At 73.5% G+C, this 23,542-nt stretch carries 18 protein-coding genes, 2 pseudogenes and 1 riboswitch; of the genes and pseudogenes, 12 read left to right on the top strand and 8 right to left on the bottom strand.

Features of this window, described 5'->3' with window-relative positions; genetic code table 11:
* The first annotated feature begins 8 nt into the window (after nt 1-8).
* From IPK81_19400 to IPK81_19385, 4 genes are all read left to right on the top strand, one after another.
* Complete coding sequence (locus IPK81_19400) at nt 9-1,376, top strand: hypothetical protein (GenBank protein QQS11706.1); 1,368 nt, start codon at nt 9-11, stop codon at nt 1,374-1,376.
* Nucleotides 1,377-1,534: 158 nt separating this feature from the next.
* Nucleotides 1,535-2,896 (top strand): hypothetical protein, encoded by a 1,362-nt coding sequence (locus IPK81_19395; protein QQS11705.1) that lies wholly within the window; start codon nt 1,535-1,537, stop codon nt 2,894-2,896.
* 288 nt (nt 2,897-3,184) lie between these two features.
* Nucleotides 3,185-4,360 carry an MFS transporter gene (locus IPK81_19390; protein ID QQS11704.1) on the top strand — a complete coding sequence of 392 codons (1,176 nt, stop codon included), beginning with the start codon at nt 3,185-3,187 and terminating at the stop codon, nt 4,358-4,360.
* A gap of 88 nt (nt 4,361-4,448) precedes the next feature.
* Nucleotides 4,449-5,741 carry a hypothetical protein gene (locus IPK81_19385; GenBank protein ID QQS11703.1) on the top strand — a complete coding sequence of 431 codons (1,293 nt, stop codon included), beginning with the start codon at nt 4,449-4,451 and terminating at the stop codon, nt 5,739-5,741.
* 9 nt (nt 5,742-5,750) lie between these two features.
* Here the strand turns inward: IPK81_19385 and IPK81_19380 are convergent, their stop codons facing one another.
* The 5 genes from IPK81_19380 to IPK81_19360 all read right to left on the bottom strand — a co-directional run bounded on the left by IPK81_19380 (nt 5,751) and on the right by IPK81_19360 (nt 10,603).
* On the bottom strand, nt 5,751-6,482 hold the full coding sequence (locus IPK81_19380; GenBank protein QQS11702.1) for a hypothetical protein: 732 nt from the start codon (nt 6,480-6,482) through the stop codon (nt 5,751-5,753).
* 224 nt (nt 6,483-6,706) lie between these two features.
* Entirely contained in the window at nt 6,707-8,692 is a 1,986-nt protein-coding gene (locus IPK81_19375) for a TonB-dependent receptor (protein ID QQS11701.1), read from the bottom strand.
* An 80-nt stretch (nt 8,693-8,772) separates the two neighbouring features.
* Nucleotides 8,773-8,969: riboswitch (cobalamin riboswitch) on the bottom strand.
* A gap of 19 nt (nt 8,970-8,988) precedes the next feature.
* Nucleotides 8,989-9,282: a DUF3303 family protein gene (locus tag IPK81_19370; protein QQS11700.1), complete on the bottom strand. Its 294-nt coding sequence runs from the start codon at nt 9,280-9,282 to the stop codon at nt 8,989-8,991.
* Between the two features lie 28 nt (nt 9,283-9,310).
* Entirely contained in the window at nt 9,311-10,081 is a 771-nt protein-coding gene (locus tag IPK81_19365; GenBank protein QQS11699.1) for an N-formylglutamate amidohydrolase, read from the bottom strand.
* Between the two features lie 45 nt (nt 10,082-10,126).
* On the bottom strand, nt 10,127-10,603 hold the full coding sequence (locus IPK81_19360) for an SUMF1/EgtB/PvdO family nonheme iron enzyme (protein QQS11698.1): 477 nt from the start codon (nt 10,601-10,603) through the stop codon (nt 10,127-10,129).
* 157 nt (nt 10,604-10,760) lie between these two features.
* On the opposite strand from IPK81_19360, the pseudogene IPK81_19355 reads away from it, so the two are divergent.
* The 8 genes and pseudogenes from IPK81_19355 (at nt 10,761) to IPK81_19320 (ending at nt 18,568) form a co-directional block, all read left to right on the top strand.
* Nucleotides 10,761-12,037, top strand: a pseudogene (locus IPK81_19355) (glycerate kinase).
* Between the two features lie 4 nt (nt 12,038-12,041).
* The gene (locus IPK81_19350) at nt 12,042-12,920 is read left to right on the top strand and encodes an alpha/beta hydrolase (GenBank protein ID QQS11697.1); all 879 of its coding nucleotides are present in this window, start codon (nt 12,042-12,044) and stop codon (nt 12,918-12,920) included.
* 85 nt (nt 12,921-13,005) lie between these two features.
* Nucleotides 13,006-14,277 carry a four-carbon acid sugar kinase family protein gene (locus tag IPK81_19345; protein ID QQS11696.1) on the top strand — a complete coding sequence of 424 codons (1,272 nt, stop codon included), beginning with the start codon at nt 13,006-13,008 and terminating at the stop codon, nt 14,275-14,277.
* Nucleotides 14,274-14,954, top strand: a complete 681-nt coding sequence (locus tag IPK81_19340) for an aldolase (protein ID QQS11695.1) — start codon at nt 14,274-14,276, stop codon at nt 14,952-14,954. Before IPK81_19345 ends, IPK81_19340 begins: the two co-directional genes overlap by 4 nt.
* An 8-nt stretch (nt 14,955-14,962) precedes the next feature.
* Complete coding sequence (locus tag IPK81_19335) at nt 14,963-15,748, top strand: hydroxypyruvate isomerase family protein (GenBank protein QQS11694.1); 786 nt, start codon at nt 14,963-14,965, stop codon at nt 15,746-15,748.
* 24 nt (nt 15,749-15,772) lie between these two features.
* Nucleotides 15,773-16,696 (top strand): NAD-binding protein, encoded by a 924-nt coding sequence (locus IPK81_19330; protein QQS11693.1) that lies wholly within the window; start codon nt 15,773-15,775, stop codon nt 16,694-16,696.
* A gap of 57 nt (nt 16,697-16,753) precedes the next feature.
* Nucleotides 16,754-18,166, top strand: a complete 1,413-nt coding sequence (pyk, locus tag IPK81_19325) for a pyruvate kinase (GenBank protein ID QQS11692.1) — start codon at nt 16,754-16,756, stop codon at nt 18,164-18,166.
* A 144-nt stretch (nt 18,167-18,310) separates the two neighbouring features.
* Nucleotides 18,311-18,568, top strand: a pseudogene (locus IPK81_19320) (pyridoxamine 5'-phosphate oxidase family protein).
* A 222-nt stretch (nt 18,569-18,790) separates the two neighbouring features.
* Here the strand turns inward: IPK81_19320 and IPK81_19315 are convergent.
* From IPK81_19315 to IPK81_19305, 3 genes are all read right to left on the bottom strand, one after another.
* Entirely contained in the window at nt 18,791-19,231 is a 441-nt protein-coding gene (locus IPK81_19315; GenBank protein ID QQS11691.1) for a hypothetical protein, read from the bottom strand.
* 186 nt (nt 19,232-19,417) lie between these two features.
* Nucleotides 19,418-20,707, bottom strand: a complete 1,290-nt coding sequence (gene paaF / locus IPK81_19310; GenBank protein QQS11690.1) for a phenylacetate--CoA ligase — start codon at nt 20,705-20,707, stop codon at nt 19,418-19,420.
* 34 nt (nt 20,708-20,741) lie between these two features.
* Complete coding sequence (locus IPK81_19305; protein QQS11689.1) at nt 20,742-23,513, bottom strand: DUF2339 domain-containing protein; 2,772 nt, start codon at nt 23,511-23,513, stop codon at nt 20,742-20,744.
* Nucleotides 23,514-23,542 lie beyond the last annotated feature (29 nt).

Raw genomic sequence — 23,542 nt, 5'->3', positions numbered from 1 at the left:
GGCGGCTGATGGCCGGCGCGACGCTCGTCCGCACCACATTGACCGGTGTCCGCCCGCTGGGCGTGCGCGGCGAGCCGCTGCACCACGCCCAGGCGCAGCTGCGCGCCGTGGTGCGCCGGCGGCTGGGCGAGCGCGCCTACCTGCTGCTGGCCGAGCCGCAGACCCACGCCACCGGCGGCCGCATCGACTGGTACAGCGAGGCCGAGGGCCCGGTGCGGGCGCTGGTCGACCTGCCGGCCGACGAGCGCGCGCGGGTCGCGGCCGAGATCGACGCGCTGCTGGCCTCGATCGACGCGCTCGGCGCGGCCATGGAGGCCGGCACCACCCATGACGCCCAGCTCGCCGGCCGCTCGCTGCGGCTGGCGGCCAAGCGGCCGGGCGACGACCACCTGTTCCTCGTCGGCGAGCAACCGGTGGCGGTGTGCTGGGGCTACGACGTCGAGGCGGCCGGCGCCGTGCTGCCCGGCGCGTTCGCCCCCGGCGCCGCGCCGGCGACCCTGCCGGGCGCGATGGCGCCGTCGGCGGCCCCGTTCGGCGCCGCGCCCGTCCTCGCCGGTGGGGGCGCCGCTGCCGTGGCGGCACGACCGTTCCCGTGGCTGCTGGCGCTGCTGGCGGGGTTGCTGGCGATCCTCATCACGCTCGGCGGCGCCTGGCTGCTGCGCCATTTCCTGCCCGTGCCGCCGGAGTTGACCGCCACGCTGCTGCCCGTGCCCCCCGCGCCGCCAGCCGCGCCCGCGCCGCCCGATCCCACGCCGGGGCTCACCAAAGCGCTCGAGGGCGCGATGGAGGAGGAGCGCCGCATGCGCGCGACCCTCGCGTCGCTGCGCGACGAGATCGCGCGGAAGACGGCGATGTGCAAGCCGCCGGCGCCACCGAAGCCGCCGGAACCGCCCAAACCGCCTCCGGTGGTCGAGAAAAAGCCGGAGCCGCCGCCCAAGCCACCGGTCGTGGCGGAGAAGAAACCCGAGCCGCCGCCGAAGCCGCCGGAGCCGCCCAAGCCGCCGGACGACCGCATGCGCATGCCCAAGGCGCCGACCAACGACTACTCGTTCCTGCAGGGCTGCTGGCGCACCGACACGTTCAAGCACGGTCCGCGCGTGCCGGCCGGCTTCGCGCTGTACTGCTTCGACGCCAACGGCCGCGGCACGATGGAATTCCGCTTCGTCGACGGCACGGTGTGCCGCGCCCCGGCCACCGCGCGCTACGCCGGCGGCGGCGCGCTGCGCATCGTCGACGCCGACACCACCTGCAACCCGCGCGGCTCGTGGGCGCAGGACCGGCTGGACTGCACCCCCGGCGCCGGCGGCGTCGCCGACTGCCGCGGCGAGAACCGCACCGAGCGCTGGAACGTGGCGCTGCACCGCGTCGGACAGTAGGCCGCGCGGACGCCGACTGCGGCGCGTCGCGAAAACGTCCGGCGCGCGCCCTCGACTCGCCGCAATGCTCGGCCACCCTTCCAAGGTCGCGCGGCCGGCTTGCGCGATGGCGGCTCGCCCCGCATGCTTGACGCCGGAGCGCGGAGACGAAGGGCAAGATGGCCGCCGGTGGCACCAAGATCGCGACGACCCGGATGGGCGCCGGCCCGCTGGGGGTGCGCGGCGAGGCGTTGCACAACACCCACGTGCAGCTGCGCGACGTGGTGCGGCGCCGGCTCGGCGCGAAGCACGCCACCCTGCTGGCCGAGCCCGAATCGCATCCCGAGACCGACCGCATCGACTGGTACGTGCCCGGCACCACCGCCGACGCCGGCGTGGTCCGGGCGGCGCCGGACATGCCGGAGGCCGAACGCGACGCGCTGCGGACCGAGATCGACGGCATGCTGGCCGACATCGACAAGCTCGGCCGCCAGCTCGAGGCGGCGCCGGGCGAGGACGCGCGGCTGGCCGGCAAATCGCTGCGGCTGGCGGCGGCGCGGCCCAAGGACGACGCCTATCTCCACAAGCTCGACGACCAGCCGCTGCTGATCTGCTGGGGCTACGACGCCGAGCATGTCGGCGCGGTGCTGCCGAAATCCTTCCTGCCGTCGCTGGCGACACCGGCAGCCCTGCCCGCCGAGGCCGCGCCGCTGGGCGCCGGCGCCGGCATGGGGGGGTTCGCGGGGGCGCCGATGGCGGCCGGTCCGGTCGCGGCGGCGGCCACGGCGCGGCGCGCGCCGTTTCCATGGCTGCTGGCGCTGCTCATCGGTCTGGCCAGCATCCTGCTGCTGCTGGCCGCCGCGTGGGGTCTGCGCCACCTGCTGCCGGTACCGCCCGATCTCCAGATCGCGACCCTGCCGGTGCCGCCGGCCCCGCCGCCGCCGGAAGCGCCGCCCGATCCGCGCGTGCGCATCCAGGCCGATATCGGCGCGGCGCAGGCCGAGGAAGGCCGGCTGCGCGCCATTCTCGCGGGCCTGCGCGAGGAGTTCGAGACGCGCCGCGCGCTGTGCAAACCGCCGGAGCCGCCGAAACCGCCCGAGCCGCCCAAGCCGCCGCCGGTGGCCGAGCGCAAGCCCGACCCGCCCAAGCCGCCGGTCGTCGCCGAGCGCAAACCCGACCCGCCCAAGCCGCCACCACCGCCGCCGCCGCCGGCCGCGCCGCCGGTCACGCGGCCGCCGCCGGGCATGCTGCCGTGCAACGCCGAGACCGCCAGCGGCGGCCAGGGCGTGACGCGCAACCGCCACTATGTCGGCGACAAGCCCGGCCTGGTGACGATCCGCTACAACATGAAGGTCCAGCCCGACCAGATGAACGTCTACTACCGGGGTCAGCTGGTCGCGAGCACCAACCGGATGGTCAGCTTCACCGGCGGGTTGTCGTTCAACTTCGTGCCGGTCGGCGGCGACTATTCCGTCACGGTCGAGATGATCGGCCCGCAGCGCGGCACGGAGTGGAGCTACTCGCTCAACTGCCCGCAGTAGGCGGGCGGGGCATCTGATCTTCCGTATTCTCCTCCCTTCTCCCGCGTCCTCGGGGGAGAAGGTGGCGCGCAGCGCCGGATGAGGGGCGCGGTGGTACGGTTGGACGTGATCGTCGCGCCGGCGTGCGCCTGCCAAAGAGCCTGGACAGCGAAAACCCCTCATCCGCCCTTCGGGCACCTTCTCCCCCCCGAAGACGGAGGAGAAGGGAAGAGAACGCCGCACAACCGATAGCCCCGCGGAGGACCGGCGGCCGCGCGCCGCTTGTGGCACGGTGCGCGCGTCCGCATCATGCGCGGCATGATCAGAAGCCCGAACCGGCCCGGGGATCCGGCCGGCCGGTGGCCGCTGCTCCGCTGGTACGTCTCCTCGGCGACATTCGGCGTGCCGCAGGCGGCGGGGCCTGTCGCCTTCGCGCTGGTCGCGTTGAGCATGACCGGCGACACCCGCGGCGGCGCCGCCATGATGCTGGCGATGACGCTGGCGCAGGTGGCGGGCGCGGTGCCGATCGTGCGGCTCGGCGCGCACCTGCCGCCGACGGCGTTCCTGCGGCTGTTGATCGCCATCCGGACGCTGGCCCTGGCGTCCATCGTCCCGATGATCGCGTACGAAGCGTCGTTCGCCTGGCTCGTCGTGTCGGCCGCCGTCGCCGGATCGGTCAACGGCGCGGCCTTCGGATATCTGCGCGCGGTGCTCAGCCGGCTGGCGCCGGCGTCGCGGCTGCCCCGGGCGCTCGGCATCGCCGCCACGCTCAACGAGCTGACCTTCGTGCTGGCGCCGGTGGCGGCCTCGGGCCTGGGCACCGTCTCGCCGGTTTTCGCGGTCCTCGCGCTCGTGGCCATCGGCGCCCTCCCGGCGCTCCTGGTCCCGGACACCGGCGCCGCGCAGGTCGACATGGCGCGACGGGCCGGCGGCACGGCGCTCGACCGTTCGATCCTGCTGTGGCTGATGTGCGCGGCGTCGAGCGGCGCCGCCGTCGCGGCCATCGAGGTCGGCGCCGTCGCGCTGGCGCTGCGCTTCGGGCACGAACCGGCGCTCGCGATCCTCTTCACCGTGCCGCTGTGCGTGGCCTCGGTGGCCGGCGGGATCTGGACCAGCGTGCGCAACCGGATGGCGGGAAGGCGGACGGTGCTGGCCCAGCTCGGCGTCGCGACGTCGGGCGCCGCGCTCGGCGCGCTCGATCTGTCCGCCGCCGCGACCGTCGCCGGCGCCGTGTTGATCGGTTCGGTGCTGGCGCCGTTGGGCACCCACTACTCGCTCGTCCTCGACAAGCTGGCGCCACCGCACCGGCGTCCGGAGGTCTTCGCCCTGCTGCGCACCGCGAACGCGACCGGCGTCATCATCGCGAGCGCGACGCTGACCGTGGTCTCCGCGTCGACGGCGCTGATCGTCGTCACCGGCATGCTGACGATGGCGACGGCGGCCGTCGCGATCGCGACGGTCCGCGGCGGTGGCGGAACGGACTGAGCCGGGGACCGACGCCGCCGGCGCTTAACGGCGGGGCCGGCGCGGCGCATTCTGCCGTGATCGCTCCCAGCGGCGGACCTTCCTCGCGATGCCCGGTACGACCCTCGTCCGCACCACCCTGACCGGCCTGCGCCCGCTCGGCGTCCGGGGCGAGCCGCTGCACCACGCGCAGGAGCAGATCCGCGGCGTCGTGCGCCGCCGTCTCGGCGAGCGGCACCACCGCGTGCTGGCCGAGCCGGAGCCGCACGCGCTGGGCGGCCGCATCGACTGGTACAGCGACGCCGAGGGTCCGGTCCGGGCGCTGGCCGAGCTGCCGCCGCACGAGCGCGACGCGGTGCGCGCCGACATCGACCGGCTGATGGCCGATATCGACAAGCTGGGCGCCACGCTGGAGGCCGGCAGCGGCGAGGACGCCCGCCTGGCCGGTCGTTCGCTGCGCATGGCCGCCACGCGGCCGGCCGACGAATATCTGTTCATGGTCGGCGACCAGCCGGTGGTGGTGTGCTGGGGCTACGAGACCGGCGCGGCCGGCGCCGTGCTGCCGGCGGCGTTTCTGCCGGGCGTGGCGGGCGCGCCCGCCGCGGCCGCGGCGCCGGCCGTGCCCCCGCCCTTCGCGCCGGCGCCGTTCATGGGCATGCCGGCGGCGGCGCCGGCCGCGGCGGGCGCCGCCGCCATCGCGGCGACGCCGTTTCCGTGGCTGCGCATGCTGCTGGTGTGGCTGCTGGCCTTCCTGCTCGGGCTATTTCTGGCGTGGGTGCTGCGCCAGATGTCGCCGATGACGATCGTCGTCGCGGGCGCGGCGGCGCCGGATCCGACCGCCGGATTGAACCGCGACATGGAACGGGCGCGCGCCGAGGACGCGCGGCTGCGCGCCATCCTGGCGTCGCTGCGCGACGACCTCCAGAAGCGCCGCGCGCAATGCGTGGCGCCCGCCGCGCCGCCGCGCGCGCCGGCGCCGCCGGCCACCGCCGCGACCAAGCCGGACGGCATGCTGCGCCTGCCCGACAAGCCGACGCAGGACATGTCGTTCCTCAAGGGTTGCTGGCGCGGCGATTCGTTCCGCTACACGCCGCGGCACAATCCCGGCGCGCACACCTACTGCTTCGACGAAAAGGGCAAGGGCAAGCTGACCTTCCACTGGTCGAGCGGCTCGACCTGCGAGGCGCCGGCGACGGCGCGCTACGAGGGCGGCAAGCTGCTGATCGTCGACGCCGACTCGACGTGCAGCGACGGCGCGCAATGGACCCAGGACCGGCTGGTGTGCGTGCAGGGCGCCGACAAGGTCGCGCAGTGCAGCGGCGAGACCAACATCCACCTGCCCGAGCAGGGCATCACCCGCGAGCGCGCCACCGGCTTCACGGTGCGGCTGCACCGGCAGTAGCGCGATCGGTCAGATGCGCGTGCGCGGATAGAGGCTGAGCGCGCAGAGCCAGCCCTCGGGGATCGGCGAGTCCGGCGCGTGCGCGCGACGCTCGCGCAGCAGCGCCGGCAGCAGATGCGTGTGCGGGCCCTGCGGCGCGCGACCGTCGGCCGGCGGGATCGGCTGGTAGACCTCGATGCGCGCCACGGGCGAGCGGAACACGCGCGCGGGGCTGGCGGCGACGACCGCCGCGCCGGCGGGATTGGCGGGATCGAGGATGGCGCGACCGCGGCCCGCGCGCAGCGCCGCCAGCAGCGCCGCGTCGCCCGCGCGCACGCGCACGCCGCCCGACACATGCGCCGCGCCGAGTCCGAGATCGAACAGGATGTCGCCGCGCGCCGCCGGATCGAGCGCGTCCGCATCGGGGCCGAGCTCGACGACGGTCGTGGCGCCGCCCGCGGCGGCGTCCGCCGCCACGCAGAACGCGATCTCGTCGACGTGGTCGGACCCGGTCCGGCGCAGCTCCAGCGCGCGCGGCGCCACATCGCGCGCCAGCCGGATGCCGCCGCGGGCGGTCACCGCGCCGCGGCCGCCATCGATGAACGTCACCGCCTCGCCCTCGTCGTACTGGAACTCGGCGATGCCGCCCCACACGCCGACGCTCCAGCCGGCGCGCGGATCGGCGAGATGGCGCGCCAGCAGATCGCCGGCGGCGAGCGGCGACGGCGTGGCGACGCGGTCGGTGCGGAGGTGCGGGTCCATGCGTGGCGCGTTCGGAACGGGCGCGCATGGTCCCATTCCGGCACGGCCGACGCAACGGCGGCGCGGGGCGTGGCCAGGGCGGCCGGACCGGTGCGCCAGCGCGGTCCATCACTCCTGGCATCCCGAGCGCGGCGGGGGGATGCAGCGACGGCGCCTGGATCCCTCGCCGCGCTCGGGACGACGGGTCGCCCGTTACGCGCGCGGCGTACGCGCGGGCGCCGCCGCTAGAAGCGGAAGCGGGCGCCCGCGAAGGCGGCGAGCTTGGGCGCCTGGAAGGCGAACGGCTCCTCGTAGCGCTTGTCGAACAGGTTCTCGACGCGGCCGAACACCTGCACGGCCTCGGTCACGTCGTAGGACGCGGTCACACGCACGAGGCTGTACGCCTCGAGATGGACGATCGGCGAGGGAAACGCGGTGAAATCGCGGTCCACGTTGCCGCCGCGGTGCTTGAACTCGGCGCCGAGCGTCAGGCGCTCGATCGGCGTCCACGTCGCGGTCACGTCGAACGCGTGGCGCGGACGGCGCAGCAGGGACTCGGAGGCGGTGCGGTCGATGGCGTTGGTGAAGGTGTAGTCGAGGCGGATCGTGAAATCCGACCACGGCCGGAACTCGACGTAGGTCTCGACGCCCTGGCTGCGCGCCCGGCGGGCGTTCACCAGCGTGGTGCAGAACGCGCCGCACGGCGCCGACGCGATCAGGTTGCGGATGTCGGTGTGGAAGACGGTGGCGCCGAGCTTCAGGCGCTCGCCGAGGAGGCTCTGGTCGACACCGATCTCGCCGCCGCGGCTGCGCTCCGGCTTCAGGTTCGGATTGGCGAAGAATCCGAACGCGGGAAAGTCGTAGTAGAGCTGGTCGAGGCTGGGCGCCTTGAACGCCGTGCCGTAGGAGGCGCGCACCCGCGTGCCGCTCGACTTGAACTCGTGCGCGCCGCCGACGCGGAACGTCGCCGCCGTGCCGAAGGCGCTGTTGTCCTCGAGCCGGCCGCCGGCCGTCAGCGTGGTGCCGTCCACCGGCATCCAGCGCAGGTTGACGTAGCCGCCGACGGTGCCGACCGACTTGTCGACGGCGGTCGAGGGGAAGCCGAAATTGTAGGTGTTGCGGCCGCGCAGGCTGGTGCGTTCGGCGTCGATCCCGAACACCGCCCCGAGCATGTCGTCGACGCGCAGGTCGTTCTTCCAGTCGAGCTGCCAGCGGCGGCCGCGGTTGCGCGAATCGGGCGCGAACGGCGTGAAGTTCACCGGGTCCTCGCCGTCGGTGTCGCGGCGCGTGACCTGCAGGAACGACAGGCCCAGCGTCTGCTTCCAGCGGCCGTCGAACAGCTCGAGGTCGCCCTGCAGGCGCTGCGAGACCTGCTTCGCCTTCTCGCGCAGGTTCGGGTCCTCGCTCGGGAAGGCGTCGTACTCGTTGCGCGCCACGCCCGCGCGCGTGAACGACGACAGATGGAAATTCTCGGCCAGCGCGACGCCGAGCCGGGCGTTCAGCGCGACGTTCCAGTAGCCGTCGGGCTCGTTCTTGATGCCCGGCGAGAACCTCGGCGGCGTCGCCGTCTGCCCCCGGGTCGAGGCGGCGACGACGGCCACGTTGTAGTCGAACCGGCCGGCGGCGCCCTGCAGCGCCGCGCCGCCGTCGACCGTGCCGCGCGTCCCCGTCTCGGCGAACGCCGTCGCGCTCGGCGCGCCCTTGCCGCGCTTGGTGACGACGTTGATCACGCCGCCGATCGCGTCGGAGCCGTAGAGCGTGCTCATCGGCCCGCGCACCACCTCGACGCGCTCGACGTTGTCGAGCATGAAGTGCGCGAAGTTCGGCGCGCCGTTGATGCTGCCGGGATCGCCGGCGCGCACGCCGTCGATCAGCACCAGCGTGTGGTTGCCGTTGGCGCCGCGCGTGAACACCGTCGTCATCTTCCCGGCGCCACCGGACTGCGACACGGTCACGCCGGGCACCGCGCGCAGCACGTCGTTGAGCGTGCGGAACTGGCGGCGCTCGATCTCGGCGGCGGTGACGACGGTGACGCTGGCGTTGACCTGCGACGCCGGCACCTCGATGCGGTCGGCCGCGATCACGGTGTCGGGCAGCGTGGTCACCGGCGCGGCCGCCGATTGCGGCGGCGGGGCCTGCGCCAGCGCCGGCGCGACGGAGATGGCCAGGCCGGCGGCGGCGATGGCGAGACGGCGCGGTACGGGACAGCGGTCGATGGAACGGGGCTTCACGGGACGGTCCTCCTGCGACGACATACGCGTTGGCGCGTCATCGTGCGGATGACCGTCCCATCGGATGTTCCCGTCCGGGGGAAGACGACGCTATCGACGGCAGGTCTTCTGGCTCACGGGTCGTCGCGACAGGTCCGCCTTCCCGGGTCGAAACCCAGTGGCGCGATGGACCTGCGCTCGCCGCTCACAGCTGCGGGCACAGCCGCCGATTCGGCCCTCACGGGCCTCACGGCGTTCCCTCAAGCCCCTTTCGGGGGCCATCGATCCTTATGCGATAGGCCGGCGGGCCGGGCGCGTCAATCCGGCTTCCGGGCGGCAAGGTACGGCGCGACCACGTCCTGGGTGTCCTTGCTGGGCACGACCGGCACGATCTCGAACGTCGCGCCGGTGCCGCGCCACCGCAGCGCCCATTCCTGGAACAGCCGCAGGTCGTCGCAACGCATGAGCTGGAAGCAGCGCGAGAAATTCGGTTCGATCCAGCTATCGACGTATTCCAGCCCCTCCGGCAGCGCGCGCCCCACGTCGCGCACGCGCTCGTAGACCGGCACCATGTCGTCGTCGCGGAAACGCTCGATCACCATGAACAGCATGTAGATTCCCCGTCGTCCCGCCGCCGCGCTACCCCACCGCCTCGTCGACCGCCGCCGCCAGCGCCGGCGCGATGCGCTCCGCCCACCTCTCGGCGTCGGCGCGGGTCGCGACCAGATCCTGGCGCACCTCGATCGAGCAATGCGGCAGGCCGTGGCCGTCGGCGTGCGCGGTCAGCGTGTACTCGTAGGGATCGCGCGCCGAGTACGGCTCGTTGTCGCCGGTGAACGTGTCCGGCAGCCTCCGCAGTTCGCGCAGCAACGGCACGGCCAGCCGCGGATCCTCGCGCCACAGCACGCCGAGATGCCACGGCCGCTGCGCGCCGTTCATGACGGGCGTGAAGGTGTGGACCACGAACAACGCCGGCTTCACGCCCGCCGCGGCGAAGTCCGCGATGCGGCGCTCGACCTCGTCGTGGTAAGGCCGGAAACACGCCGCGGCGCGCGCCTCGACGTCGGCGGGCGCGAGCGCGGCGTTGCCCGGCACGCGGGTGCCGTCGCTGACCTCCGGCGTCGAGCCCTCGCCGCCGGGCCAGCGGTTGCAGTCGATCACCAGCCGCGAATAGCCCGACGCCACCAACGGCGCGTCGAGGCGGTCGGAGAGGCGGCGCGCGATGTCGAGCGCGCCGATGTCCCAGCCGATGTGGCGGCCGAGCTCGGTCGCCGGCAACCCGAGGCCGTCCAGCGAGCGCGGCACCGCGTTCGAGGCGTGGTCGCACAGCAGCAGCAACGGGCGGCGGCCGACGGCGCCTTTGGTGGTGAAGGGCGGCGGATCGTCCGGACTCAACAGGGGATGCGGCATCTCGATCGGTCGATGGAGTGTCGGGAGCGGACGCGACGCCGGCCGCTAGTCGACCCGCGCGACGCGGAAGCCCATGTCGCTGTCGCGGTCGGCGATGTCGACCCCGAAGCGGTTGGCCGGGCGCACGAGCGCGGGATTGGTGAACCAGCCGCCACCGCGCACGGCGCGCCTGGCGCAGTCGCCGTCGTGGCGCGCGTCCGCGTCGGCGGGCGCACCGGCGTAGCTGGGATTCCAGCAGTTGGCGACCCATTCCCGGACGTTGCCGAGCATGTCGCGCAGCCCGGTCGCGTTGGCGGGTGAGCGGCCGACCGGGGCGGTGTGCGCGTGGCCGCCGGCGCAGCCGAAATGCTCGGGCCTCGCCTCGAAACGCCGGGCGCCGACCACGGTCGTGTCGGCGACGTTGGCGTGGGCGCAGGCGCCGTCGCGGCCGTCGCCCCACGGCCGTGCCGTGGTCGTCCCGGCGCGCGCGGCGGCCGGCGCGGACAGGACGGTCAGGAGCAGGATGGCCGATGGCAACCGCATCGCGTCGGACCCCGTACGGCGTCGGCGCGGGCGCGCGTCCGACCCCGGACCCTACCGAGGAACCGCCGACGACGCCAATCGCGGCGGCGGGATGACAGTCGAGTCGGGATGGCGTATGGCGTCGGCAGCCCTCCGCCCTCCTCCCGCGCCGGATCCCATGGACCGCGACACCGCCTTCGCCCAGTTGCGCGCGCTGTTCGACACCGCCGTGTCGGCCGCAAGCGCCGGCGAATGCCTGGCGCCGCATATCGCGGCGCTGGCGCCACCGCGCGGCCGCACGATCGTGATCGGCGCCGGCAAGGCGGCGGCGGCGATGGCGCGGACGGTCGAGGATCTTTGGGCCGGCGATCTCTCCGGGCTCGTCGTCACCCGCGAGCGCCACGGCCTGCCGCTGCGGCGGATCGAATGCGTCGAGGCGCGCCATCCCGTGCCGGACGAGCGCGGCCGCGCGGCGGCGGGACGCATCCTCGAGATGGTTGGCGGCCTGACGGCCGACGATCTGGTGATCTGCCTGGTCTCCGGAGGCGGCTCGGCGCTGCTGACCTGGCCGGCCGAGGGCGTGCCGATCGCGGACAAGCAGGCGCTGACCCGCGACCTGCTGCGCAAGAGCGTGCCGATCGGCGAGATCAACGCGGTGCGCAAGCACATGTCGGCGATCAAGGGCGGCATGCTCGGGCTGGCGGCGCGCCCGGCGCGGGTCGCGACCTACATGATCTCCGACGTGCCGGGCGACGATCCCGGCGTGATCGCCTCGGGCCCGACCGTGCCCGACGCCACGACCTTCGCCGACGCGATCGCGATCCTCGCCAAGCACGGCATCGCGGCGCCGGAGTCGATCCGACGCCGGCTCGCGGACGGCGCCGCCGGACGGATCGCGGAGACGCCGAAGCCCGGCGATCCGCGCTTCGATCCGCGCGACGCGGTCGTGATCATGACGCCGATGCGCGCGTTGGAGGCGGCGGCCGGGTCCGCGCGGGCGCGCGGCTACGCGCCGGTGATCCTCGGCGACCGGCTCGAGGGATTGTCGCGCGCGCTGGCGGCGGAGCACGCCGCGTTGATCCGCCGGCGCGCCACGGAGGGCCGGCGGCTGGCCGTGATCTCCGGCGGCGAGACCACGGTCGAGGTCAAGGCGGCGGGCGCGGCGGGCGCGACGTCGAATACCTGCTGGCGCTGGCGCTGGAGCTCGACGGGCTGCCCGGCGCCTGGTCGCTGGCGGCCGACACCGACGGCGTCGACGGCGCCGAGGAGATCGCCGGCGCGATGATCGGGCCCGACACGCTGGCGCGCGCCCGCGCCGTCGGGATCGATCCGAGGGCGCGCCTGGAGGACAACGACGGCCACGGCTTCTTCCAGGCGCTGGGCGATTCGGTGGTCACCGGCCCGACGCGCACCAACGTCAACGATTTCCGCGTCACCTTGATCGATCCGGGTTGACGCGATGACGATCCCCGCCGGTTACGACAGCCGCTTCGTCACCGCCAATGGCGTCCGCCACCACGTCGTGTCGCGCGGTTCGGGCGCGCCCCTGGTGTTCCTGCACGGCTGGCCGGAGTTCTGGCGGACGTGGCGGCCGCTGATGGACCGGTTGTCGGACCGCTTCACGACGATCGCGCCGGAATGGCGCGGCTTCGGCGACAGCGAGAAGACCTCGCCGGGACCCGCCGAGGATTGCGCGCCGGACATCCTCGCCACCGATCTCCACGCGCTGCTCGACGCGCTCGGCCTCGACCGCGTCGGGCTGGTCTCGCACGATGTCGGCGCCTTCGCGGCGCAGGAATTCGCGCGGCGCTGGCCGGAGCGCCTGTCGGGCCTGTTCTTCTTCGACTGCCCCTACCCCGGCATCGGCGCACGCTGGGCGCAGGGCGCGCAGATCAACGAGGTCTGGTACCAGTCGTTCAACCAGCAGCCCTGGGCGGCGGCGCTGGTCGGCGCCTCGCGCGGGTCGTGCCGCACCTATATCGGCCACTTCCTGCGCCACTGGGCGCACGACAAGGGCGCGTTCGACGGCGAACTCGAGACCTGGGTCGACAACTTCATGAAGCCCGGCAACCTGCAGGGCGGCTTCAACTGGTACCGCTCGATCAACCGCGCGCGCCTGGCGATCATGGCCGGCGCGGGACCGACCCCGCCGCCGATCGCGACACGTAGCCGCTTCCTGTGGGGCCGGCGCGATCCGATCCTGCGCGCGGCATGGACCGACCGGCTGCACGAATTCTTCACCGACTACCGTCTGGAGTTCGCGGAGTTCGCCGGCCACTTCCCGCATGTCGAGGCGCCCGACCTCGCGGCGGGGAAGATCGCGGCGTTCTTCAAGTGAGCGGCGCCCGGAACCGCCGCCGCTTGCCCTAGGCGCTCGCGGTCTGACACTCTGCGCCACCGCGTACCCTCTCCAAGGACGGACCATGGCCCTGCTGGGCGTCATCGCCGACGATTTCACCGGCGCCACCGACATCGCCGGCATGCTGGTCAAGCACGGCATGCGCACGGTGCAGACCATCGGCGTGCCCGACGCCGCGGTGGCGCTCGACGGTTCCGACGCCATCGTGGTGGCGCTGAAGAGCCGCACCACCCCCGCCGCCGATGCGGTGTCGCAATCGCTGGCGGCGCTGGCGGAGCTGCGCCGCCGCGGTTGCCGGCAGATCTTCTTCAAGTACTGCTCGACCTTCGACTCGACCGACGCCGGCAACATCGGCCCCGTCGCCGACGCGCTGTTCGACGCCACCGCCGCCGATCTCGCGATCTTCTGCCCGGCGTTCCCGGCCAACGCGCGCTCGATCTTCAACGGCTACCTGTTCGTCGGCCCGGTCCTGCTGAGCGAGTCCGGGATGAAGGACCATCCGCTGACGCCGATGACCGACGCCAACCTCGTGCGCGTCCTCCAGCGCCAGACCCGGCGCAAGGTCGGCCTCGTGGCGCTGCCGACGGTGCTGGCGGGCGTGGACGCGATCCGTTCCGCTTTCGCCCGCCTGCGCGGCGACGGCGTCGCCTACGCCGTCGTCGACGCCGCCACGAACGCCGACCTGCTGGCGATCGGCGCGGCCTGCGCCGACGCCGCGCTGGTGACCGGCGGTTCAGGCGTCGCGATGGGTCTGCCGGCCAATTTCCAGCGTGCCGGTCTGCTCGCGTCGGGAGGCGACTCCGCGCGGCTACCGGCCTCCAGCGGCCACGCCGCGATCATCGCCGGTTCGTGCTCGACCGCGACACTGGGCCAGGTCGCCGATTTCGCGACCAAGGGGCCGACGCTCCAGCTCGACGTGATGTCGCTGTGCGGCGGCGCCGATGTGGTCGGACCGGCGCTCGGCTGGGCCCGCGCGCGGCTGGGCGACGCCCCGCTGCTGGTCGCCGCCAGCGCCCCGCCGGAGACTGTGAAGGCGACGCAGGCGCGGTTCGGGGTCGAGGAGTCGTCGCGGCGCATCGAGGAGGCGATGGCGGCGATCGCGCGCGGCCTGGTCGATTCCGGCGTCGGCCGCCTCGTGGTCGCCGGCGGCGAGACGTCGGGCGCGGTGGTCGGCGCGCTGGGCGCGCGGGCGCTGCGCATCGGCGCCGAGATCGACCCCGGCGTGCCGTGGACGTCGGCCACGCTGGCCGACGGGCGGTCGCTGGCGCTGGCGTTGAAGTCCGGCAATTTCGGCGCCGTCGACTTCTTCTCCAAGGCGTTCGCGACCGCGCCATGAGCCCCACCGAGACGGCGCTGCGCGACGAGATCTGCCGGGTCGGCGCCAAGCTGGCGGCGCGCGGCCTGGCGCCGGGCACCTCCGGCAACATCAGCGTCCGCCTGCCCGACGGCTGGCTGATGACGCCGACCAACGCCTCGCTGGGCGAGCTCGAGCCGGCGCGGCTGACGCGGCTCGACCTCGACGGCGGCGTGGTGTCGGGCGACGCGCCGACCAAGGAGAGCTTCCTGCACCGCGCCATCTACGACGTGCGGCCCGGCGACGGCGCCGTGGTGCATCTGCATTCGACCCACGCGGTCGCGGTGTCGTGCCTGCGCCATCCCCACCAGCCCGAGGACCCCGCCACCGCGCCCGACCCCGCGCATCGCTTCGATTCGGTGCTGCCGGCCATCACGCCGTACTTCGTGATGCGCGTCGGCCGCCTGCCGCTGGTGCCGTATTTCCGGCCCGGCGACCGGCGGCTGGCCGAGGCGATCCGCGACTACGCCGCCGGCCACCGCGCGGTGCTGCTGGCCAACCACGGCCCGATCGTCGCCGGCACGTCGCTGTCGGCGGCGACGGCGGCGATCGAGGAGCTGGAGGAGACGGCGAAGCTGCATCTGCTGCTCGACGGACGCCCGGTCCGCGCGCTGACGGCGGCGCAGGTCCGCGACCTCGAAGAAACCTTCACGTCCTAGGAGCCGCCATGCCCAAGCTCGCCGCCAACCTGTCGTGGCTGTACCAGGACATCGCCTTCCTCGACCGCTTCGCCGCCGCCGCCGCGCACGGCTTCACCGCCGTCGAGTTCCTGTTCCCCTACGACTTCCCGGCGGCCGACATCGCGGCGCGGTTGAAGGCCAGCAAGCTGCGGCAGGTGCTGTTCAACCTCCCGCCGGGCGACTGGAGCAAGGGCGAGCGCGGGCTGGCCGCCCTGCCCGGCCGCGAGGCCGAGTTCGCCGCCGCGCTGGAGACGGCGATCGGCTACGCCCTGACGCTGGAATGCCCGAGGGTGCACGTGATGTCGGGATTGATCGCGACCGGCATGGACCTGTCGGCGATGCGGCGGACCTACGTCGACAATCTGAAGCGCGCGACCGAGCGCGCGGCGAAGGAAGGCCTGTCCGTCTGCATGGAGCCGATCAACCGGCGCGACATCCCCGGCTATTTCCTGAACACGACGACGGAGGCGGCCGCGATCATCCGCGAGATCGGCGCGCCGAACCTGAAGATCCAGTTCGACCTCTACCATTGCCAGGTGACGGAGGGCGACGTGGTGCGCCGGGCCGAGGCGCTGATGCCGCTGATCGGCCATGTCCAGGTCGCGGGCAATCCCGATCGCAACGAGCCGGACATCGGCGAGGCCAACCACCTCTACACGCTGGAGGCGCTCGACCGGCTCGGCTACGACGGCCATGTCGGCCTCGAGTACAAGCCGAAGACGACGACCGCCGCCGGGCTGCGCTGGGCCGGCCGCTACGGCATCCACGCCTGATCCGGGCCGACGGGGAACACCGCCATGACCGCCAACACGCCGCGCGTCGCCTTCGTCGGGCTGGGATCGATGGGCATGGGCATGGCGCGCAACCTGCTCGCCAAGGGCCACGCCGTCACAGGCGTCGACATGAACCCCGACGCGCGGGCGGCGCTGGTGGCGGCCGGCGGCGCGGCGGCGGCGACGCCGCGCGAGGCCGCCGCGGCGGCCGACGCGCTGGTGGTGGTCGTGGTCAACGCGCAGCAGGTCGAGCAGGTGCTGTTCGGCCCCGACGGCGCGATCGGCGCGCTGCCGGCCGGGCGCGTGGTGATCCAGTGCGCCACCGTGCCGCCGGCGTTCTCCAAGGCGCTGGGAGAACGACTCGCGGCGGCGGGCCATCCGCTGCTCGACGCGCCGCTGTCGGGCGGCCGGGCGCGCGCCGACACCGGCGAGCTCACCATCATGTCGTCGGGCGCGGCCGGCGCCTACGACCAGGCGCAGACCATCCTCGACGCCGTCGCCGCCAAGGTCTACCGGCTGGGCGACGCGCCGGGCGTCGGCTCGCTGGTGAAGACCGTCAACCAGCTCCTGGCCGGCGTGCACATCGCCGCCGCCGCCGAGGCGATGGCGCTGGGCACGAAGGCGGGCGCCGATCCGCGGGCGCTCTACGAGGTGATCACCAACAGCGCCGGCAACTCCTGGATGTTCGCCAACCGCGTGCCGCACATGCTCGACGGCGACTACCGGCCGCTCTCCGCGGTCGACATCTTCGTCAAGGACCTCGGGCTGGTGCTCGACACCGGCCGCGAGGTGAAGCAGGCGCTGCCGCTGGCGGCGGCCGCGCACCAGCTGTTCCTCATGGCCTCGGCCGCCGGCTGGGGCCGCATCGACGACGCCGCCGTCGTCAAGGTCTACGAGACGGCCGGCGGCTTCGATATCGCCGCGAAAGCCGGCAAGACCGGAGCCTGACGGCCCGGCATCGCGGCCTTTGGCAGCGGCGGACGGCGCGGGTAGAGTGGCGGCACCATGCATCGCAACCGCGCCACCAAGATCGTCGCCACCCTCGGGCCCGCCACCTCGACGCCGGAGCGCATCCGCGAGGTCTTCCTCGCCGGCGCCGACGTGTTCCGGCTGAATTTCAGCCACGGCACCCACGACGACCACAAGACCAGGGTCGACATCCTGCGGGCGCTGGAGGCCGAGACCGGCCGGCCGATCGCGATCCTGATGGACCTCCAGGGGCCGAAGATCCGCGTCGGCACCTTCGTCGGCGACAAGGTCACGCTCAAGAAGGGCGCGGCGTTCCGGCTGGACCTCGACAAGACGCCGGGCGACCAGAAGCGCGCGTCTCTGCCGCATCCCGAGATCTTCCGCGCCGCGCGGCCGGGCGGCGCGATCCTGATCGACGACGGCAAGATCCGGCTGCGGGTGAAAAAGCGGACCAGCGACACCATCGACACCGAAGTCGAGATCGGCGGCGAACTGTCGAACCGCAAGGGCGTCAACGTGCCGGACGTCATCCTGCCGCTGTCGCCGTTGACGCCGAAGGACCGCAAGGACCTCACCGCCGGACTCGAGCTCGGCGTCGACTGGGTGGCGCTGTCCTTCGTGCAGCGGGCGCAGGACATCGCCGAGCTGCGCAAGCTGGTGGGCGACCAGGCCTCGATCATCGCCAAGCTGGAGAAGCCCGCCGCCGTCGAGCATCTCGACGAGATCCTGGCGCTGTCGGACGGGCTGATGGTGGCGCGCGGCGACCTCGGCGTCGAGCTGCCGCCGGAGGACGTGCCGCCGATCCAGAAGATGATGCTGCGGGCCGCCCGCCACGAGGGCAAGCCGGCGATCGTCGCCACGCAGATGCTGGATTCGATGATCCACGCGCCGACCCCGACGCGGGCCGAGGCCTCCGACGTGGCGACGGCGGTGTACGACGGCGCCGACGCGGTCATGCTGTCGGCCGAGACCGCGTCGGGCGACTATCCGGTCGAGGCGGTGTCGATCATGAACCGCATCCTGGCGCGGGTGGAGCGCGATCCCACCTACCGCAGCATCACGGATTCGGGCCGGCACGAGCCGGAGCCGACCTCGGCCGACGCCATCAGCGCCGCCGCGCGGCAGGTCGCGCACACGCTGTCGGCGGCCGCGATCATCACCTACACGACGTCGGGCTCGACCACCTACCGCGCCGCGCGCGAGCGGCCCGACGTGCCGATCCTGTGCCTGACGCCCCGGCTGCGCACGGCGCGGCGCATGGCGCTGGTGTGGGGCGTGCACGCCGTGCACGGCGAGGACGCGCACAATTTCGCCGACATGGTGCAGAAGGCCCGCCGCATCGCGTCGAGCGAGGGCATCGCCAAGGAGGGCGAGCGTCTGGTGATCACCGCCGGCGTGCCCTTCGGCACGCCCGGCGCGACCAACATCCTGCGGGTGGCCCGGGCCTGAGGACCGCCCGCCCCGAGGGAGGCCGCGATGGAGTTCTTCACCGGGGACATGCGCGCGCTGCAGGACCGCTTCGACGGCCGCCGCGTCGCCGACGCGATCGCGGGCGCCCGCATGCGCACGGCGTTCACGGCGGAGGACGCGTAGCTGATCGGCTCGGTCCGGTTCTTCTTCCTCGCGACGGCGTCGGACGGCGCGGTCGACTGCTCGCTCAAGGGCGGCGAGCCGGGGTTCGTGCGCATCGTCGCGCCGGACACGCTCGAATGGCCGGACTACGACGGCAACTCGATGTACCGCAGCCTCGGCAACATGGCGGCCAGCCCGACCGTCGGGATCCTGTTCATGCCATTCGACGGCCGCTCGACGCGGCTGCGCGTGAACGGCCGGGCCGAGCTGCTGTTCGGCGAGGCCGACCTCGCGCGGCACCACGGCGCCGGCAACGCGGTCGTGCGCGTGCGCGCCACGCACATCTGCGGCAACTGCCCGCGCTACATCCCGGCGATGACGCTGGTCGAGCCCAGCGTGTATTCGCCCAGGCCGGGCCATCAGCCGCCCGACCCGGAGTGGAAGCGCGGCGACCACGTCCGCGAGACATCCTGCCGAGGCCGAGACGCTGAGCCGGAGCGGCTACGGCGGCGGATCGATGTCGGTGCGCGACGGCTTCTGGCGGTCGAACTCCGCCAGCAGCGGCTGGCGCAGGCGCCGCCACAGCGCGACGATGTCCGCGCGCGCCTCGATGGCGCGCGCCGGGTCGAACGAGTCGCCGAAGCCCAGCGTCGAGACGATGCGCTGGATCTCCTTGATCGACTCGAACGGGTAGAAACCCGAGCCGGGGTCGTCGCGGCCCTCCTCGAGATTGCGGAACACCGAGCGGAACTCGTCGGTCACGGCGCTGAGGCGCTTCATGACGCGGGCGTAGTCGGCGCGGTCCGGCGACGGCAGGTGCGTGTACTGGATCGCCTCCTGCACGCCGTCGACGAGCTGCGACCACAGGTCCCGGAGCTGCTCGAGGAACGAGGTGCGGCGCTGGAAGCAGGCCGCCAGCCACGCCGCCGGCAGCGCCGACACGAAGATCGCGCCGTCCTTGAGCAGGGTGTAGAGCTCGTCGAAGCGGTCGACGAACTTGAACCACGCCAGCAGCGCCGTAGAGCACGTAGACGCAGATCGCGGCCACGACCCAGCGGAACAGCGCGCGGCGCGTCATGTCGGAGCCCCGCTGGCGGATCGACGGCGTCCCATCCCGGCGCCCGCCGCCTAGGAGGCGCCGCGGCGGTCGATGACGCGGCGGGCCTTGCCGATCGAGCGTTCGACGGCGCCGGACTCGGCGATGTCGACCGCCGCCGTCACGCCGCACATCGACTTGATCCGGCCCGCGAGACGCGCGGCCGCGTCGCGCCGCGCGCCGGCGTGCATCGGCGCGCGCGCCTCGACCACCACCTTGACCGCGTCGAGCGGCCCCTCGCGCGTCAGCTCGAGCACGTAGTGCGGCGACAACGCGGGATCGAGCAGGATCTGCTCCTCGACCTGGCTGGGGAACAGATTGACGCCGCGCACGATCAGCATGTCGTCGCTGCGGCCGGTGATGCGGGCCATGCGCCGCATCGCCGTGGCCGTGCCGGGCAGCAGCCGCGTCAGGTCGCGCGTGCGGTAGCGCACGACCGGCAGGGCCTCCTTGCCAAGCGAGGTCAGCACCAGCTCGCCGGCCATGCCGTCGGCCACCGGCGCGCCGGTCTCGGGATCGACGATCTCGGGATGGAACCAGTCCTCCCAGATCGTGGCGCCGTCCTTGGTCTCGACGAATTCCTGCGCCACGCCCGGCCCCATGACCTCCGACAGGCCGTAGACGTCGACCGCGTCGATGCCGGTGCGGCGCTCGATCTCGTCGCGCATCGCCGCCGTCCACGGCTCGGCGCCGTGGATCCCCACGCGCAGCGCGGTGTCGCGCGCGTCGATCCCCTGGCGCTCGAACTCGTCGGCCAGCGCCAGCATGTAGGACGGCGTCACGAGGATGACGCGGGCGCCGAATTCGCGGATGAGCTGCACCTGCCGCTCGGTGTTGCCGCCGGACATCGGCACCACCGTGCAGCCCAGCCGCTCGGCGCCGTAGTGCGCGCCCAGCCCGCCGGTGAACAACCCGTAGCCGTAGGCGACGTGCACGACGTCGCCCGGCCGGCCGCCTGCCGCCCAGATGGACCGCGCCATCAGGTCGGACCACAGCGCGATGTCGTTGGCGGTGTAGCCGACGACGGTCGGCCGGCCCGTGGTGCCGCTCGACGCGTGCACGCGCACGCAGCGTTCGCGCGGCACCGCGAACATGCCGTAGGGATAGTTGTCGCGCAGGTCGCTCTTGGCGGTGAACGGGAACCGCGCCAGGTCGTCGAGCGTCCTCAGATCGTCGGGATGGACGCCGGCCGCCAGGCATTTCGCCCGGTACGGCAGCTGGTGGGCGTAGGCGTGGCGCAGCGTGCGCTGGAGGCGCGCGAGCTGCAGCGCCCGCAACGCGTCCAGCGACAGGCCGATCTCGGGAAACGGCGTCGGCACCATCGAGCCCCCGTCAACGCGCGCGCGGCCGGCCCCGTCAGGACGCCGGCGGCGCCTTGCCCTCGGCGTCGGTGAACACGAAGCGGCGGTAGAGGTAGCCCATCGCCACCAGCGCCCCGCCCAGCCCCATGAACGAGAACACGCGCAGCAGGCCGGTGAGACCGCCCATGTCGACGAGGAACACCTTGCACACCGTGAGGCAGACCAGCCCCATGCCGATGTGGCGCGCGATCGCCAGGCCGCGCCACATGCCGTAGAACATCGTCGCCGCGCCGAACACCAGCCACACGACGGAGTAGACGTAGAGCTCGGTCCCGGCGGCGTCGAACGGGTTGCCGGCGAAGTCGCGGCGGAAGAAGTGCCGGACCTCGAGCGTCAGGAACACGAAGACCAGGAACACCGAGCTCGACGCCGCGACCACGCGCGACACGTTGTACGACGAGCGGCCCAGCCACCACGCAGCGACGCCGGCGAGCAGCGCCGGCACGGCGTAGCCGAGGATCAGCCCGTTGACGATCGGCAGGCGGCCGGCCTCGCCGCCGACGAAGGCGGGATTGACGAGCAGCGACTGCATGACGACGGCGCCGAACAGCGCCAGCGCGCCGGCGATCCGCCAGGTCCACGTGCCCAGCGGCGTCGGCGCCTGGCTGTCCTTGAACAGGGCCACCAGCGCGAACACGCCCCACGCCGCCACGTAGCTGGCGCGCTCCATGAACAGCGCCGGCCCGCGCTCGATCCCCTCGGGATTGAACAGCGCGCGGATCTCCAGCGTGACCAGCAGGAACAGGAACAGCGTGGCGGCGGCGTCGACCGCGACGGTCAACGCGTCGTCGCGCTGCAGCTTGAGGAACCAGCCGCCGACGTAGAACGCCGCCGCCGACACGCCATAGGCGTAGAGGATCCAGTTGAAGACGGGGACCGATCCCAGCGGATAGTCGAGCACGTAGGGGTTGGCGACCAGGCGGATCGAGACGATCGCCACCAGGATCCAGCACAGCCGGCGCAGAATCGGCAGGTCGAGCTTCCACGCGATCCACGCCACCGCCGGCAGCTCGAGCGCGTAGGCCACCGTGATCCATTCGCGCCGCAGCTCGAACGGCACCGCCGCGGCGATGAAGAACGTGGCGCCGACCGCCACCATGCCCAGCGCCTCGTTGGCGCCGGCCATGGAGTGGCGCCAGCGCGCCAGACGCTCGGCGGCGGCGACGTAGGGCAGCGCCAGCCCGAGGCTGATCAGGCCCCAGGTCGCGTCGGGCATCAGGTTGCGCAGCGTGAAGTAGGCGAGGACGAAGTGCAGGAAGGCGGCGCCGGCCGACAGCGCCGCCCAGAACCCCGGCCGCCCGGCGTTCCACATCAGCGCGTAGGCGCCGGCCGCGAGCAGGCCGGCGACCACGACGATGGTGCGCGCGTAGGTCTCCGTCTGCGTCGCGCGCCAGTCGAACCACAGCGCGCCGTGCCACAGCGCGAACGCGGCCAGCGACAGGATCATCGGCGCGACGGCGAGCCACTGGAAGCGCGGCACGTAGCGCGCCAGCGCGTAGATGCCGCCGGCGTGCAGCAGCAGGCAGAGCCACCCCGTCCAGTTCGCCGCGTCGCCGGCGATGCCGAACACCAGCAACGCGCCGGTCGTCAGCGTCGCGGCCCACACCTTGGCGACGACGTGGGCGGGCGCGTCGCCCTCCTCCGACACACGACGCCACGTCGCCCACACGAACAGACCGGCGACGGCGACCTGGAACAGCCCGACCCAGATCAGCTCGCCCCGGTGCGCCGTGGGACCGAACAGGCGCATGAACATCCACGCCAGCGACCAGATCACGTCGCCGGCCAGCACGCCCCAGCCCAGCCACCACCAGCCGCGCAGGCGGATCACCCACAACGTGCCGGCCGAGATCGCCAGCAGGTAGCCGAACAGCACCGGCACGTTGGGCGCTTCGCTGCCGAGGAAGATCGGCGACAGCACGCCGCCGACGAAGCCCAGCGCGGCGACGAACGGCCCGTGCCGCAGCGCCAGCAGGACCGCGCCGGCCGTCAACGCGGTGGCGAGGACGCCGCCGGTCAGCGGATCGAGGAACTTGTACATCCCGACGGCCGCGAACAACGTGCCGAACAGGGCGGCGACGCCGGCGGCGGCCAGCGCCTGGCCGATGCGGGCGTCCTTGGCGCGCAGCTTCTCGCCGACGGCGATCAACCCGGCGCCGAACAGCGCCGCCAGGGTCAGGCGCACGGCGGGCGACAGGTAGCCGGCGTCGATCGCGTAGCGCACGAGGAACAGCGCCGAGAGCGCCAACGCGATGGCGCCCAGCCACACGAAGAGGTTGGCGCCGAGCTTGCGCTCGAGGCTCGAGCGGCCGCCGCCGGCAGATGGTGTCACCGGCGGGGCGGGCGGACCCGGCGGGAACGGCGGCGGGATGTCGCCGGAGAGCGGCGGCGCGGCCGTCGACGCGGCGAGCGGCGGTGGCGCCCATGGCGTACCCGGCGCTGCGACCGGCGGCGGCGGCGCGGCGGTGCCCGGATAGGGCGCTTGCTGCGGATACGGCTGCGGTGGCGGAGCGTAGGGCGCCTGCTGGGCCGGCGGCATGCCCAGCGGCACCGCCTCGGGCGGCACCATCGAGGGCGCCGCCGCGGCCGGGTCCGCCTCCATGGACTCGCCGCGCGCCAGCCGGGCGCGCAGATCGGCGACGTTGAACTCGAGCGCCTCGACGCGGCGGCGCGCGTCGCCGGCGCGCGCGAACGCGATGATCGCGATGATCGGCGTGCACAGGGCGGCGATGACCACCAGCACGCCCAGCAGCATCAAACCTTCCATCGCCCCGTTCCCCCGCCCCCGACGCGCCG

This window comes from Rhodospirillales bacterium (assembly GCA_016699855.1).
Lineage (GTDB): Bacteria > Pseudomonadota > Alphaproteobacteria > Reyranellales > Reyranellaceae.
The sequence above is the reverse complement of the archived record's forward strand: the minus strand, read 5'-3'. Positions and strand labels throughout refer to the sequence as shown.

Coding starts and splice junctions, on each gene's coding strand:
- IPK81_19400 (QQS11706.1), top strand. CDS start 9: ATGGCCGGCGCGACGCTCGTCCGCACCACATTGACCGGTGTCCGCCCG.
- IPK81_19395 (QQS11705.1), top strand. CDS start 1,535: ATGGCCGCCGGTGGCACCAAGATCGCGACGACCCGGATGGGCGCCGGC.
- IPK81_19390 (QQS11704.1), top strand. CDS start 3,185: ATGCGCGGCATGATCAGAAGCCCGAACCGGCCCGGGGATCCGGCCGGC.
- IPK81_19385 (QQS11703.1), top strand. CDS start 4,449: ATGCCCGGTACGACCCTCGTCCGCACCACCCTGACCGGCCTGCGCCCG.
- IPK81_19380 (QQS11702.1), bottom strand. CDS start 6,482: ATGGACCCGCACCTCCGCACCGACCGCGTCGCCACGCCGTCGCCGCTC.
- IPK81_19370 (QQS11700.1), bottom strand. CDS start 9,282: ATGCTGTTCATGGTGATCGAGCGTTTCCGCGACGACGACATGGTGCCG.
- IPK81_19365 (QQS11699.1), bottom strand. CDS start 10,081: ATGCCGCATCCCCTGTTGAGTCCGGACGATCCGCCGCCCTTCACCACC.
- IPK81_19360 (QQS11698.1), bottom strand. CDS start 10,603: ATGCGGTTGCCATCGGCCATCCTGCTCCTGACCGTCCTGTCCGCGCCG.
- IPK81_19350 (QQS11697.1), top strand. CDS start 12,042: ATGACGATCCCCGCCGGTTACGACAGCCGCTTCGTCACCGCCAATGGC.
- IPK81_19345 (QQS11696.1), top strand. CDS start 13,006: ATGGCCCTGCTGGGCGTCATCGCCGACGATTTCACCGGCGCCACCGAC.
- IPK81_19340 (QQS11695.1), top strand. CDS start 14,274: ATGAGCCCCACCGAGACGGCGCTGCGCGACGAGATCTGCCGGGTCGGC.
- IPK81_19335 (QQS11694.1), top strand. CDS start 14,963: ATGCCCAAGCTCGCCGCCAACCTGTCGTGGCTGTACCAGGACATCGCC.
- IPK81_19330 (QQS11693.1), top strand. CDS start 15,773: ATGACCGCCAACACGCCGCGCGTCGCCTTCGTCGGGCTGGGATCGATG.
- pyk (QQS11692.1), top strand. CDS start 16,754: ATGCATCGCAACCGCGCCACCAAGATCGTCGCCACCCTCGGGCCCGCC.
- paaF (QQS11690.1), bottom strand. CDS start 20,707: ATGGTGCCGACGCCGTTTCCCGAGATCGGCCTGTCGCTGGACGCGTTG.
- IPK81_19305 (QQS11689.1), bottom strand. CDS start 23,513: ATGGAAGGTTTGATGCTGCTGGGCGTGCTGGTGGTCATCGCCGCCCTG.